The 13518-nt window shown below is 48.3% G+C and carries 11 protein-coding genes; 5 read left to right on the top strand and 6 right to left on the bottom strand.

The annotated features are described in order from the left end of the window. Positions 1-158: 158 nt before the first annotated feature. The 5 genes from LQ567_RS02520 to LQ567_RS02540 all read right to left on the bottom strand — a co-directional run bounded on the left by LQ567_RS02520 (position 159) and on the right by LQ567_RS02540 (position 5953). Positions 159-1826 (bottom strand): metallopeptidase TldD-related protein, encoded by a 1668-nt coding sequence (locus tag LQ567_RS02520; RefSeq protein WP_231002523.1) that lies wholly within the window; start codon positions 1824-1826, stop codon positions 159-161. A 9-nt stretch (positions 1827-1835) separates the two neighbouring features. Beyond that, entirely contained in the window at positions 1836-3536 is a 1701-nt protein-coding gene (locus LQ567_RS02525) for a TldD/PmbA family protein (protein ID WP_231002524.1), read from the bottom strand. Between the two features lie 192 nt (positions 3537-3728). After that, positions 3729-4094 carry a hypothetical protein gene (locus LQ567_RS02530; protein WP_231002525.1) on the bottom strand — a complete coding sequence of 122 codons (366 nt, stop codon included), beginning with the start codon at positions 4092-4094 and terminating at the stop codon, positions 3729-3731. 75 nt (positions 4095-4169) lie between these two features. Then, a complete protein-coding gene (locus LQ567_RS02535) occupies positions 4170-5132 on the bottom strand; it encodes an electron transfer flavoprotein subunit alpha/FixB family protein (protein WP_231002526.1) in 963 nt (320 codons plus the stop codon). A gap of 77 nt (positions 5133-5209) precedes the next feature. Continuing rightward, positions 5210-5953 (bottom strand): electron transfer flavoprotein subunit beta/FixA family protein, encoded by a 744-nt coding sequence (locus LQ567_RS02540; RefSeq protein ID WP_231002527.1) that lies wholly within the window; start codon positions 5951-5953, stop codon positions 5210-5212. A 110-nt stretch (positions 5954-6063) separates the two neighbouring features. Between LQ567_RS02540 and LQ567_RS02545 the strand changes: the two genes are divergently transcribed. The 5 genes from LQ567_RS02545 (at position 6064) to LQ567_RS02565 (ending at position 12723) form a co-directional block, all read left to right on the top strand. After that, positions 6064-6375, top strand: coding sequence for a tetratricopeptide repeat protein (locus LQ567_RS02545; RefSeq protein WP_231002528.1), 312 nt, complete (start codon positions 6064-6066; stop codon positions 6373-6375). Between the two features lie 9 nt (positions 6376-6384). After that, a complete protein-coding gene (tilS, locus tag LQ567_RS02550) occupies positions 6385-7710 on the top strand; it encodes a tRNA lysidine(34) synthetase TilS (RefSeq protein WP_231002529.1) in 1326 nt (441 codons plus the stop codon). Between the two features lie 65 nt (positions 7711-7775). Further along, positions 7776-8816 carry an endolytic transglycosylase MltG gene (gene mltG, locus LQ567_RS02555; RefSeq protein ID WP_231002530.1) on the top strand — a complete coding sequence of 347 codons (1041 nt, stop codon included), beginning with the start codon at positions 7776-7778 and terminating at the stop codon, positions 8814-8816. After that, on the top strand, positions 8813-9802 hold the full coding sequence (locus LQ567_RS02560) for a YihY/virulence factor BrkB family protein (RefSeq protein WP_231002531.1): 990 nt from the start codon (positions 8813-8815) through the stop codon (positions 9800-9802). Before mltG ends, LQ567_RS02560 begins: the two co-directional genes overlap by 4 nt. A 401-nt stretch (positions 9803-10203) precedes the next feature. After that, complete coding sequence (locus tag LQ567_RS02565; RefSeq protein ID WP_231002532.1) at positions 10204-12723, top strand: phosphocholine-specific phospholipase C; 2520 nt, start codon at positions 10204-10206, stop codon at positions 12721-12723. On the opposite strand, the gene LQ567_RS02570 is transcribed toward LQ567_RS02565, so the two are convergent. Further along, positions 12720-13478, bottom strand: a complete 759-nt coding sequence (locus LQ567_RS02570) for a class I SAM-dependent methyltransferase (RefSeq protein ID WP_231002533.1) — start codon at positions 13476-13478, stop codon at positions 12720-12722. The two genes, LQ567_RS02565 and LQ567_RS02570, sit on opposite strands and share 4 nt — an antisense overlap. Positions 13479-13518 lie beyond the last annotated feature (40 nt).

Consider the following 13518-nt stretch of genomic DNA (forward strand, 5'->3'; position numbering starts at 1 on the left):
GCTCGCAGAGGACGCAACAGAATCCGTAGGTTCATGTTGTCCGGATGAATAATGCTTTTTGATTTCCCGGAGTTTTGGATTGCACGCAACGGCGCATAAGGCAGGGCACAATGGTCCTTTGTGTTTCTTTGTGCCTTTCCGTCTTCGCGGTTCTTATTTTAGCGTTTTTTTACCTTTGATTTCCGCGCTGCTGCCTCCGGTTCTTTATCCAGCAGGGGATTGCTCACAATGATCGGTTTTGCTTTTACCACGCTGTTTTCTGCTTCCAGTTCGATTTCGCCAATGATCATGCTTTGCGGACAGATAACGGAGTATAACGATTGGTTCCACAAATGCTGCTGGTCTGCTGCTGCAATAAACCTCCGCAGGCTGCGCATATTGAGATTGGTAAATTTAAAGCCGGTAAGCAGTTCTTCCTTCATGGTAGCCGTATCAACCCGGTACAGGTAGGGTACCTGGCCATAACTTACGTTCACCCCCCGTACAATATAAGCATAGGGAAGCCCTTCTTCCCGGGCGGCTTTCACCAGCTCTTTCTTCATGTTATTTAATGGCACCACAACATCCGCCGAAAGGTTCAGTATACCCGCGCTGTAGCCGCGCTCGCCGGCGGCAAACCCTCCCGGTGCGCGAAATTTTTGAGTAGGGGTGCGGCCATTCAGCAGGTTCTTTAATACGCCGTTCTGTATCAGTACCAGTGAATCCGGAGGTATTACGCCATTATAATCGATATCAAAGGCTCCGGTGGTATGCCGGCCTTCATAGGTTTTTAAATGGGGCAGTGCGGTAAGCGTTAAGCCGGAGGCGATCAGTTTCTGCCCGAGCTTGTCTTCATAAAACGTAGTACCATTATCCGGATAAAGGATCGATTTTCTGTTTACTCCAAGACTGTAGCGGAAAAAACCGGAAATAAGATCAGCAAGCGATGCACCTTCAAAAAGCACCGGCCCAAGATATGAGCCTTCAAACTGAGGCGCATTGTCGCGCTCAATGATTTTACGGATCAGCCCCCGGGTGGTATCCTCCAGTGTTTTGTAATCGGGTAACTCCTCCATCCGGGTAACATATGTATTATAGGTTTCAAAAATATTGCTGCCTTCTTTTCCCTGCATGGAGGCTGAAATGGTCAGCGTAATTTGTGAAACGGGTTTGCGTACAATGGAGCCTTCACTGGATACGAGGTATTCCTCCCCGTTGTTAATGGCCAGATAGCAGGCTGATGAGGTGATCTGCGGATATGCAATAAACAGTGCGGAAAGCTTTTCCAGCAGTGGCTTCCATCGTTCCGCACCGGATATTGCGGGAAGGCCCCCATAGTCTTTAACAACCGGATCGATCTTTGCGAGGTCCGGCAGATCGAGTTCCTTTTGGTCTACCGTTACCCGTTTTAATGCAGCCGTGGTTGCATTGTATTGCTGCGCCGTCATTTTATACGCCCGGTCGGTTTCCAGCCAGAGCAGGCGCCGGAATTCATCGGCATTGTTTTCATCCGGCAGCATAACATAGGAACCGTCGTCAAAAAGATAATCAAAATTCCGGTGATAGTCGCCTACCAGCAATTTTACGGATGCGGTCTTTATTTCCGATGGTCCGTAGAACGGGGTTACGATCCGGCCCCGTTCGGCACGGATGGTTTGCGAAACGGCATTTCTTAATTTATAGCTGATAAAAAAAGGTTTCCCCAGATCGGGAAGACGCAACTGCTCTATGTTGCGGTTGAGTTCCTGCGAAAGTACTTTTACATAAAAGTTATCGCGCAACTCCTGTGCATCCGTTATCAAAATGAAGAAAAGGGCAGCGGCAGACAATAAAAATTTCTTTAACATCGGATGATTTTAAAAAGAAGTAGATGTGGAGGAATGTGCTGAACGGTCAAGATCGGGCCTGGGCAGCACCGGTAGTCGGTCATTAGATTTGCTTTTTTTCTGGGTTTCGATCACATCCACAAAAATCGCGGGGGAGGAAGCGGAAACGGGTACCCAGCCCGAATTGGAGCCGCACATGCCGTTAAAGGTTTCCAGGGTATTGTCGGCCGCAATGATCCTGCGGAACATCGAAAGCGGGGTGCCGATGAGGTCAACACCCCGTACCAGCTGATCCGGACGGCCATCTACAAAGACCCGGTATACCTCAATCGGCATTACATTAAATGCGTTGGGAGTGGTGCGGCCAACGGTGGTAAAACCACCCTGTACATCTTCAAAATAGTAGCCGTATTCATGCCCCTGTTTTTTGGCCTCCTTGCGGAGCAGCTCTTTTAAGGCATCGGCTGTTTGGGTTGCGGAGGCTTTAACGATCAGGTTGCTTTGCCGGCTTTCGGGAATACCACCCGGGGCTGTACGGGCATGTCCGTTTGAGCCGCTGGAACCATTGATGGGGGTACGGGTCATCAGAAAGCTCCGGAGGATACCGGCCTCTACCACATTTACTTTTTGGGCAGCAACACCTTCATCGTCATACCGGTAAAATCCGTTCACTTCGTTTTGGCCCACCTGTTTAATCGTTGGATCCAGCGTGATGCTCAGGAAATCCGGTAGCACGGGTGTTCCGATCTTATTTTTAAACGTATGACCGTCAAAATCACTTTTCATCCGTTTCCCTTCCAGGCGGTGTCCGAAGATCTCATGAAAAAACACACCGGATGCACGCCCGGATAAAATGGCCGGTCCCACAAAAGGATCGGCTACCGGGGCAGACCGGAGCGCGGTAAGCTTGGCACTCATGGTACGGATGTCCTTTAATACGCTGTCCCTGGAGGGTAAACCCGAAGGTTCATAGGCATAGTACATTTGAAACAGGGGCAGTTCCATGCCATCCGGGGCTTTGGTGGAGCTGTATACCGATTGCCAGGTACTGGTACTGTTTTCTATAATGGAAGATCCGTCGGTATCTGTAAAATATTTACGGATGATCTTGAATTCAATCGTCGCTATCCCGGTAAGCAGATCCGGGTTGGATTTTAAAACGGCTGAATAGGCGGCAAGGTTTTTACCAAGGGCATCCAGATCCGGCCGGAGCGCAGCATAACGCAGGGGCGGATCCTGGTACACCACTTTAGGGGCCGGAGAAAAATCGGCGGCTGAGTCTTCCTCGGCTACCTTTACTTTTTTATTGGTAAGGATCTGTTCGTAAGCCTGCACCGCGTTCTTGTAAGCATTGTCTGTATTCTTCCAGACTGCCAGCCGGATGATAGCGGCGTCGTCTACTGCGGGTATGCCCCCCGGAAACTGTCCAAATCCAACATTATGGGTATTATCCAGCTTGTAACTGCCCAGCCGCACTGTGGGTGAAAACACGCGGTACCGGGAGGAATCAATACCGGTAATGGCGCCAAAGGAAGTACGGATACTATAAGTGGTAATATCATCTACCCGGTAACTCATATAATACAGCCGGTCATCCGCCTTTTTCAGCTGATCAAATTCTCTTTGCAGCTCTTTTGAAAGGGTGGTCATGAGCAGATCCTGGGCAACTAAGGTTTGGGTGAGAAAGGTTAGTCCGATTGCAGCGAGCCCCGATCGCAGGTTAAAGATCATATAGTGGGTTTAAATAATTGATTTGATTAAGGATCACATCCATCACGGAAGATACCGATTTTTATGGTTCTCTGAGTAAACAGATCCGTTAAAAACGTGTCAGTCAGCGGGTCGCCGGTGTGCTCATTGTGGAGGATCCCAAACAGGGGGAAGGGCGCCGCTCCATTGACCGGTTATCAACAAGGATCCGTTTTACCGGGCAGACAATGAAGGAATAACATCGTAATACAGCGGCCGTTTATAAAAGCGTTGATCCCGGGTGGTGCTGTCCTTTTGTGGTTTGTTCCATAAATTGGGTATACGGCCTGCATGGTTTATACTCTTGCCGGCATTCAGAATGGGCTTGCCGGTTCTGTATGGGAGCAGTACCGGCATGCGATCCTGCCCGGCTATGCCTGCATGAAATTTATCGTTAAGCTTCTTAATCGTTGCGGTGTCAATAATGTAGGGGTTGGGTATGGAATATAAGTTTAAGTGGGCCGGTTTTTTAGGTGTTGTTGCCTCCTGGCCCCGCGCTGCTGTAGTACAGCATAACATTGCAATAATGAGATATTTCATGTCCGTTTTCCGGACATGATGCTACAAACCCGCTTTTTGCATAAAAAAACCGGGAAAAAATCCCGGTTCTTAATATTATCCTTTTAGTTGTTTGATGGCTTCCGTTAGTTTGGGTACTACTTCAAACAGGTCTCCAACAATTCCATAGTCGGCTGCTTTAAAGAAAGGCGCTTCGGGGTCTTTATTGATCACCACAATCACCTTGCTGCGGTTTACACCCGCCAGGTGCTGGATGGCACCGGAGATGCCTACTGCCAGGTAAAGATTTGGTGCAATGGCACCACCGGTTTGACCCACGTGCTCATTATGCGGGCGCCAGTGAGCGTCTGCCACCGGGCGGCTGCAGGCAAGGGCGGCATTCAATGCTTTTGCCAGGTCTTCCAGTATACCCCAGTTTTCCGGTCCTTTCATGCCACGCCCGCCACTTACCACGCGTTCGGCTTCGGCCAGCGGCACTTCTGAAGACTGGCGGTTAACGCTAACCGTTTTCACTTTTGGAGCATCAACAGTTACTTCAACCGGAGTAACGGTAGCCGTACCTGCGCCTGCTTCAATGGTAAAGGAATTCGGATTGAGCGTAATGATCTTTACAGGCGTAGCGATCTTTATATCGGCAAAGGCCTTCCCGGAGAATACCGATTTTTTTACGATAAAGCCGTTGGCCGTTTCCGGCAATGCTACGGCTCCGGATACCAGGCCTGCTTTCAGGCGTGCCGATAAGCGGGGAGCCAGCGCTTTACCATCGGTGTTATTGGAAAACAGGATCACACTTGCACCTGTTTTTTCTGCTATCTGCGCAATGGCTTTGGTATATACCTGCGCATCAAAATGAGCCAGGGCCTCGTTTTGAACCTGATGAATGGTTTGCACACCATATTTTCCAAGAGCCGCCAGCTCTTCTTTTACGGGTGCCAGTACCAGCCCCTCTGCCGGTACACCCAGCTGTTGTGCCAACCGGGCTCCGTAGGTTAAAACTTCAAGCGATGTTTTTTTTACCGCACCTTCTTCATTGATATCGATGAATATTAAAACAGACATTTTTAAGTTTATTGTTTTTTATTTGTCGTTTATGGTGTTCGCTGCCGCCGATAAATGACAAACCGGAAATTATTTACTTAGATCACTTTTGCTTCTTCGTGTAACAACCGTACCAGTTCCTGCACATTATCTGCATCAACCAGCTTTACTCCGGCCTTTGCAGGCGGAAGACTGAATGCGGCCACTTCTGTAAGCGCATCCGATGCCGCAGGTTCTACCACTTTAAGCGGTTTTGTACGGGCCGCCATAATACCGCGCATATTGGGGATCCGCTGTTCTGCCATTCCTTTGTTGCAGCTTACCACCACAGGCAGGGATACTTCGCATACTTCCTCGCCACCTTCTATTTCGCGGGTAACCGTAGCCGTTGTTCCATTCAACTCAAATTTTGTAGCCAGTGAAATATAAGGCAGGTCCAGCAATTCGGCCACCATGCCACCTACAGCGCTGCCATTGTAATCGATGGTTTCTTTTCCTAAAAAGATCAGGTCATAATTGTTTTCCTTTGCAATCTGCGCGATCTGAGAGGCAATTCCAAAACTATCCAGGTTTTCTGCATTTACCCGGATCGCCTCATCACCCCCCAGGGCCAGTGCCTTACGGATGATGGCATCACTGTCTGCGCCGCCTACATTGATCAGGTGAATGGCAGCAGCAGGATCGGCCTCTTTCAACTCGATGGCTCTTACCAGTGCATAGTATTCATCGTTGGGATTAATGATCCACTGTACACCCGCCGCATCAAATTTCGTATTATTATCCGTGAAGGCTATTTTTGCCGTGGTATCAGGCGTCTTACTAATACAAACTAATATCTTCATTATGGTATCACTTTTATGTTTGAAAGTTGTTTATGCAACTGTTTATGTAACCAAACAAAGATAACAGTTGTAAGGTAATAATGGACGTGATCATTAAAAAAAAGTTCATAATGAGCCGGATTGAAAAATTAGAGGAATTGTTGCGGGAAAACAGCGGAGACGCGTTCCTGAACCATGCACTGGCATTGGAATATGTAAAGACGGGCGATGATGCAAAAGCTGGTACAATTTTTAAAAACCTCCTGGAAAAGAACGAAGATTATGTGGGCAGTTATTATCATCTGGGCAAATTGCTGGAGCGCAGCGGGGATGAAACCGGAGCGATAACCGTGTATAAAAAAGGAATGGAAGTAGCACAACGGCTGGGGGAGCGGCACGCGTATAATGAACTCCGGGCGGCTTGTGAATACCTCGAATTTTAAAAAAAGGGAATGAATTTATTAAACCGGTTTATAAGGCATATTTATGAGCAGCATCTTTTTGCAAAAAATGACCGGCTTTTGCTGGCCGTAAGCGGGGGAGTGGACTCGGTGGTACTGGGGCAGCTTTGCAAACAGGCCGGTTTTGATTTTGGGGTGGCGCATTGCAATTTTCAATTAAGAGGGGCTGATAGCGATGCCGACGAGCAGTTTGTAAAAACGCTTGCCGGAAACTGGAACGTTCCGTTTTACAGCATCCGCTTTAATACCCGCGCTTTTGCCGAAGAAAACAAACTGTCAACCCAGGAAGCTGCAAGGCTGTTACGATACGAATGGTTTGGGGAGATCCGGAAGCGGGAGGTATTTGACTATGTACTTACCGCGCATCATGTTAACGACAATATTGAAACGGTAATGATGAGTTTTTTCCGGGGTACGGGCATCAACGGACTTACCGGCATCAAAGAAAAAAACGGTGCCGTGGTACGACCGCTGTTGTTTGCCAGGAGAACCGAGCTGGAGCAATTCCTGAATGAGCAGTCGCTTTCCTTTGTGCAGGATGCTTCGAACCTGAAAGACGATTATACCCGCAACTTTATCCGGAACCGGTTGCTTCCCCAAGTGGCAACTATTTACCCTGAGGTGGAACAGAACCTGGCCGGCAATATTCATCGTTTTCAGGAGGTGCATGCGTTATACCAGCAGTCGGTTGCACAATACCGGAAAAAGCTGGTAACGGAGAAGGGCAATGAGTTGCATATTCCGGTGTTGCTGTTATTGAAAACGGTTGCCCCTGCTACCGTGCTGTTTGAAATTGTCAAAGACTATGGCTTTAGTGCCGGGCAGTTGCCGGAGGTTTTTGCGCTTACCGGATCCGACCCGGGAAAATTTATTACATCGGCTACCCACAGGGTGATCCGCGACCGGAAGCATCTTATTATAGCGCCGTTGGCCGTGTCGGCCGGATCACGCATACTGATTGAAGCACCGGGAGATCATTTTTTTGAGGAAGGGCGGTTAAAGATCCTGCAACAGCAAAAGGCAGGCGCCATCCCCGAAGGAGCAAACACTGCATGGATCGATGCCCGCCTGCTGGTGTTTCCCCTCACACTCCGGCCCTGGAAAACGGGCGATTATTTTTACCCGTTGGGTATGACCAAAAAAAAGAAAGTGGCCCGCTTCCTGATCGATCTTAAACTGACGACCACTCAAAAGGAAAAAGTATGGGTACTGGAAATGGGCCAAAAGATCGTTTGGGTAGTAGGTTTGCGCATCGATAACCGCTTCCGGGTAACAGATCGTACCGGGGAAATCATCGAAATTCAATATCAAAAATAATTACCGCAGCTTTCACATTTTCCGGGAGGATCTGTAAGGGCTGCTGAAAAATCTGACTTATAATCATGGCAAAAAAGAAAAAAAAGATTCCGTATCTCCTGTTGCTGCTGCTTTTGCTGGCAGCTTTCATCCTGTTTAAGTTCCTCGGTCCCGCTGCCCACAAAACGGAAAAAGGCTTTTTATATGTAAAAACCGGAACCACGATGGAACAGCTGAAAACACAGCTGGTGAACGAAAAATTCCTTCCGGGAACTACCTGGTTCAATATGGCGGCAAGTGCACTGGGATTTAAAGCCGTAAAACCCGGTAAGTACAAAGTAGGAGGAGGTACCAGCCTGCTTTCGCTGGTGCGGATGCTGAAAAATGGCAATCAGGTGCCGGTAGACCTGGTGATTACCAAGATCCGCACAAAAGAGGCGCTGGCCGGCCGGATTGGGAAATTGTTTGAATGCGATTCGCTGAAAACGATCGGGTTCCTGAACAGCAATGATTCGCTGGCGGCGTATGAGCTGGATAGCAATACGGTAATGGCCGCGGTATTGCCGCTGAGCTATGAAATAAAATGGAACACAACGCCCCGGGCGATCTTTGACCGGTTCTTCGATGCCTATAAAAAATTCTGGACCGGTGACCGGACGAAAAAAGCCGCAGGACAGGGACTCTCACAGCTGGAGGTGATCACACTGGCTTCGATTATTGATGAGGAAACCAATAAAGCGGTAGATAAACCTAAAATTGCCAGCACCTATATGAACCGTATAGCCAAAGGAATGCCTTTGCAGGCCGATCCTACGGTAAAGTTTGCTCTAAAGGATTTTGGGATCAAGCGCATTCTATTTGGTCATCTGGCCGTAGTATCGCCCTACAATACCTACAAAAATAAAGGCTTGCCACCCGGGCCCATCTGTACGCCCCAGCAATCGACCATCGATTCGGTATTGAATGCGCCCAAAACAGATTACCTGTATTTTGTGGCCAGCAGCAATTTTGACGGGTCGCATGTTTTTACCAGTAATTATACCGAACATACTAAGTTTGCTAAAATGTACCAGCAGGCCCTGGATGTACAGATCCGGAAAAGGGATAGTATCAACGCAACACCATGAGCCCGATAAAAAATATCGTCAAACACATCAAAAATTCCCGGAGGGTAGGCTGGCTGCGGCATAAAGGCGAAACAACCGCTATCCCCGGCTTTGAGCGCGTTTCGGTATTGGATACATTCCGCGGATTCCGGAGCCAGATCAAAGACGATAATATTATCGAGCGGGCTTCGGCCATTTCGTATAATTTCTTTATGGCTATTCCGCCCACGATGATCTTTTTATTTACGCTGGTGCCGGTTATATTGGGGCTGTTTCCTACCAATTTTGATTTTAAGACCCAGATCGAGGAACAGGTTGAAACATTGATCAAGGGTGTCATTCCTGCTCCTAAAAATTACGAGCCGATTCTTGAATTTATTTTTAACATCATTCACCGGCCCCGTACCGACCTTTTATCGGCGGGTATCCTGCTTTCATTGTTCTTCTCATCAAACGCCATTATGGGACTGATGCGTTCCTTTGATAAAGACCTGCCTGGTTTTATTAAGCGAAAAGGCCTGCAGAAAAGGGGAAATGCATTGAAAGTAACATTGGTACTCGATTTCCTGTTCATACTTTGTATGGCATTGCTGGCCGCACAGGGCAATGTACTGGAATGGCTGGGTATTGAGCAGCAATGGCTCATCAACCTTATCAGCAGTACCCGCTGGGTGGTAGTGGCAGGATTGTTTTGGGTAATTGTTTCCTATATCTACCGGGCGGTTCCCTCGGTGCATAAAAAATGGACATGGATCACACCGGGCTCTGTTCTGGCTGCAGTGCTGATGACGATACTGGCCCTGGGCTTTTCGTGGTGGGTGAGCAGCTTTGGCAATTTTAATAAATTATATGGCTCCCTCGGAACCGTGCTGATCGTACTGGTGTATATTTTCATTAATTCACTCATCCTGCTGATTGGCTTTGAGATCAATGTCAGCATCCGGTCCAATGCATTAAAGCGGGACACCCGCCAGGAAGATCTCTTTGCAGAGGATGTGTTGATATAGAGTGGTTTCAGGTTTAAGGTTCAACGTTCCAGGTTAGATCCGTGCTATGCCTGGAACAAATATTTAACTCCTGATTCCTGCAACCATCCTGATCGAAGGAAAGATCATAAAGCCGTAACGGCATCTTTGCCTCCACATTTAATATTTTTCATTTCTTATTTAAATTCCCCCGTGCCAGTTGGTCTGGCCGGCGTCAGCTGAAAACTGAATCTAAGCGATCAGTAAAATCCCTCAATACTTTTTATCTCTTTATTTTTCTTTCTTTCTGTTAAACTTTCTTAATTTTCTACCGTCAAAGGACGCATAGAACCGGTTAACAATGTTTTAATCTGGCCCTGGGCTTTGTTCAATTATATTTGACCGGTTCTTTAAACAATTGCTTCATTAATAAAAAAGATTGAATGGATAACAGACGCGTATTTCTCAAAAAGTCCATGCTATTGTCGGGCGCAGCGGGGATAAAGGCAGCCGTTCCCGATAGCCTTTTAAAGGCCCTCTCCATCGACCCCAAACCGGGCAGTACCTTTTTAGATGCGGAACACATTGTGATCCTGATGCAGGAGAACCGTTCTTTTGATCATTGTTTTGGCACCCTGCAGGGAGTACGCGGTTTTAATGACCCGCGGGCCATTACCCTGCCTGATCAGAAGCCTGTTTGGTTCCAGACCAACGAAAAAGGCGAAACCTATGCTCCCTTTCGGATGAACATTAAAGAAACCAAGGCCACCTGGCTGGGGGCGTTGCCCCATTCGCGCCACAGCCAGGTAGATGCATTTAATAGCGGCAAGTATGATAAATGGTTGCCTGCAAAAAAAATGGGGAACAAAAAATACGCGGCCATGCCGCTAACCATGGGCTACTATACCCGGGAAGATCTGCCGTTTAACTACGCGCTGGCAGATGCGTTTACGGTATGTGATCAGAATTTCTGCTCGGCCATGACCAGCACTACGCCGAACCGGTCTTTTTTCTGGACCGGAAAGATCCGGGATACGGATGACGGGTATCCGAGGGATAATATCCGCAATGATAATTTTGCACATGCAAAAATGAGCTGGAAAACATTTCCGGAATTGCTTACGGAAAATAATATCAACTGGAAATTCTACCAGAATGATATTTCCTGTGGCGGCGGATACAAGGGTGAAGAGCGTTCCTGGTTATCGAACTTCGGATGCAATCTGCTGGAGTTTTTTAAAGCATACAATGTAAAATATACCCCCCGCTATGTTGAAGGGTTAAAACAGCTGGTGGAAACACTGCCGGGAGAGATCAATCAGCTGCAGGAGGAAAGCCCTTCCAGCGAAGAGGCCTCAAAAAAAATAAAGGCAGCTCTTGCTAAAAAACAGGCGGCACTGGACAATGCCCGGGCCGAGCTGGAGCGCTGGAGCCGGACCAATTTTGAGCGGCTGACGGAAAAGCAAAAGGAACTTTTTTACAGTGCTTTTGTCAACAATCAAAAAGATGCAGATTATCGCTCGGTTTCCCAGCTCAAATACGGCGATGGCGGCGCAGAGCGGTTGATGACGGTTCCTTCCGGCGATCTCCTGTACCAGTTCCGCAAAGATGTAGATGAGGGGCGTTTGCCCACGGTGTCCTGGCTGGCGGGGCCGCAGAATTTTTCAGACCATCCCAGCGCACCCTGGTATGGGGCCTGGTATGTTTCGGAGATCCTGGACATTCTTACGAAGAATCCCGAGGTTTGGAAAAAGACCATCTTTATCCTTACCTATGATGAAAACGACGGTTATTATGATCATGTGCCGCCTTTTTCGATCGCCGATAATAAAAAGCCCGGCACCGGGAAATGCAGTACGGGAATCGACACTGAGGTGGAACATGTACGGATGGAATATGAATTAAAACAGGGCATTCCCGAAAAGCAGGCCCGTGAGGCTCCGATCGGGCTTGGGTTCCGGGTACCGATGGTGATTGCTTCGCCCTGGAGCCGGGGTGGTAAGGTTTGCTCCCAGTTATTTGAGCATACGTCCACATTACAGTTCCTGGAAACCTTTCTCAACCAGAAGTATAATAAAAAGATCCGTATTGATAATATCAGCGAATGGCGCAGGGCCATCAGCGGTGATCTTACTTCTGCATTCAGTCCTTTTAACGGGGAACCGGTGCGCCAACTGCCCTTCCTGAAACGGGACGCATTTGTGGAAACCATTTACAACGCACAGTTTCAAAAGGACCCCGGGGGATTTCATCGCCTTTCGGATCATGACCTGAAACAGGCCGGAAAAGGCGGACAGGAATTTGCTTTTATGCCCCGGCAGGAGCAGGGCACCCGTCCTTCTCCCGCAATTCCATATGAATGGTATGCTGATGGAAATCTTTCAGAGGATAAAACATCCCTGCTTGTTTCCTTAAAGGCGGGAACCACCGTGTTTGGTCAAAAAGCACAGGGAGCTCCGTTTACCGTTTATGCGCCGGCGGCATTTACAGATGAAAAAGGCAATACCGATGTTTGCCGTAACTGGTCGTTTGCGGTAAAGAAAGGAGATAAACTGAGCTACGAATGGCCGGTGAAAGCTTTTGCCGATGGGAACTATCACCTCCGGCTGCACGGCCCCAACGGATTTTACAGGGAGTTCCGGGGCAGCCGCCAGGATCCTGCGTTGAAGGTGCTGTGTACCTATGAAATGAACAGGGATCAGCCTACAGGCAATGTGTTGCTACAGTTTAGCAGCGCAGTGCCGGTAACCATTGATATTGTTGACAACGCTTACAAAAATAACACGCTTAGCAAAGCCATCAACGGCAATCAGAACCTGGTGCTCAATCTGACGAAAAGTGCCGGCTGGTATGATTTCAGCATAAAGATCAAAGGCGATGAGCGCTTTGAAAAACGATATGCAGGTCGGGTGGAAACAACAAAAGAAGGGATCACAGATCCGGGTATGGGACGTGCGGTTTAGCTAAGCCGGCCCCAGTAAACCTTGGTGGCATAATGAATAATGACCTGGTTGCCGGTTTGGTACTGATTAAACAGTGCTTTAAGATCGGCAACCATTTCTGTATATCCCGGCCCATCTTTCACCGGCATGTAAGAAGAGGAAAGCAGGCGCCCTTCAAGGCCTTCATAGGTAAAGACCTGTTGGTTATTGAAAACGGATAAGGTTACCGTTCCGGGTGCAAAGAATGCTTCAATAGCAGCATCATCAATATTCCGGTGGTCTACTTTCTGGTATTGGTTGCCATGCCGTACAATGAGTTCCTCATAATCTTTTTCAAAGGCGGTTGCCGTAAGCCGTTCATTCCAGATGAGCGCCACACCACCACCAGGTTTCAGGATCCGTTTAAATTCCCGGCGGCACTGCTCGCGGTTAAACCAATGAAACGCCTGTCCGGCTGCCACCAGTGCCACGCTATGATCCGGGAGGGTGGTAGCTTCCGCGGTGCCATCAATTGCTTTAAAATCCGGGTACGATTGAAGTAATGCCTCACTTTTTTGCCGCATTTCAACATTGGGTTCAATGCCCCATACGGTATAACCTTTTTGCAAAAAAAGTTCAGCCGAGATTCCCGTACCGGAGCCGATGTCTGCAACCGGCAGCCCCGGTTTTAACAGGTGCTGCTGTTCCAGCAGGGGAATGATGGCGGCCGGATAATGCGGACGGTACTTTACATAGTCTTCTACACGGTTACTAAAACGAAGGGTGCTGTTTTGCATGGATACCATTAGAAATAGAAAATACGAAATCGGGAATGTA

Source organism: Niabella pedocola (genome assembly GCF_021044425.1).
Taxonomy (GTDB): domain Bacteria; phylum Bacteroidota; class Bacteroidia; order Chitinophagales; family Chitinophagaceae; genus Niabella; species Niabella pedocola.

Bases quoted from the DNA above. Each gene is read 5' to 3' on its own strand.
- mltG (WP_231002530.1), top strand. From the start codon at position 7,776: ATGGCAAAAAAGAAAAAAAAGATTCCGTATCTCCTGTTGCTGCTGCTT.
- LQ567_RS02560 (WP_231002531.1), top strand. From the start codon at position 8,813: ATGAGCCCGATAAAAAATATCGTCAAACACATCAAAAATTCCCGGAGG.
- LQ567_RS02545 (WP_231002528.1), top strand. From the start codon at position 6,064: ATGAGCCGGATTGAAAAATTAGAGGAATTGTTGCGGGAAAACAGCGGA.
- LQ567_RS02530 (WP_231002525.1), bottom strand. From the start codon at position 4,094: ATGAAATATCTCATTATTGCAATGTTATGCTGTACTACAGCAGCGCGG.
- LQ567_RS02520 (WP_231002523.1), bottom strand. From the start codon at position 1,826: ATGTTAAAGAAATTTTTATTGTCTGCCGCTGCCCTTTTCTTCATTTTG.
- LQ567_RS02525 (WP_231002524.1), bottom strand. From the start codon at position 3,536: ATGATCTTTAACCTGCGATCGGGGCTCGCTGCAATCGGACTAACCTTT.
- LQ567_RS02565 (WP_231002532.1), top strand. From the start codon at position 10,204: ATGGATAACAGACGCGTATTTCTCAAAAAGTCCATGCTATTGTCGGGC.
- tilS (WP_231002529.1), top strand. From the start codon at position 6,385: ATGAATTTATTAAACCGGTTTATAAGGCATATTTATGAGCAGCATCTT.
- LQ567_RS02535 (WP_231002526.1), bottom strand. From the start codon at position 5,132: ATGTCTGTTTTAATATTCATCGATATCAATGAAGAAGGTGCGGTAAAA.
- LQ567_RS02570 (WP_231002533.1), bottom strand. From the start codon at position 13,478: ATGCAAAACAGCACCCTTCGTTTTAGTAACCGTGTAGAAGACTATGTA.
- LQ567_RS02540 (WP_231002527.1), bottom strand. From the start codon at position 5,953: ATGAAGATATTAGTTTGTATTAGTAAGACGCCTGATACCACGGCAAAA.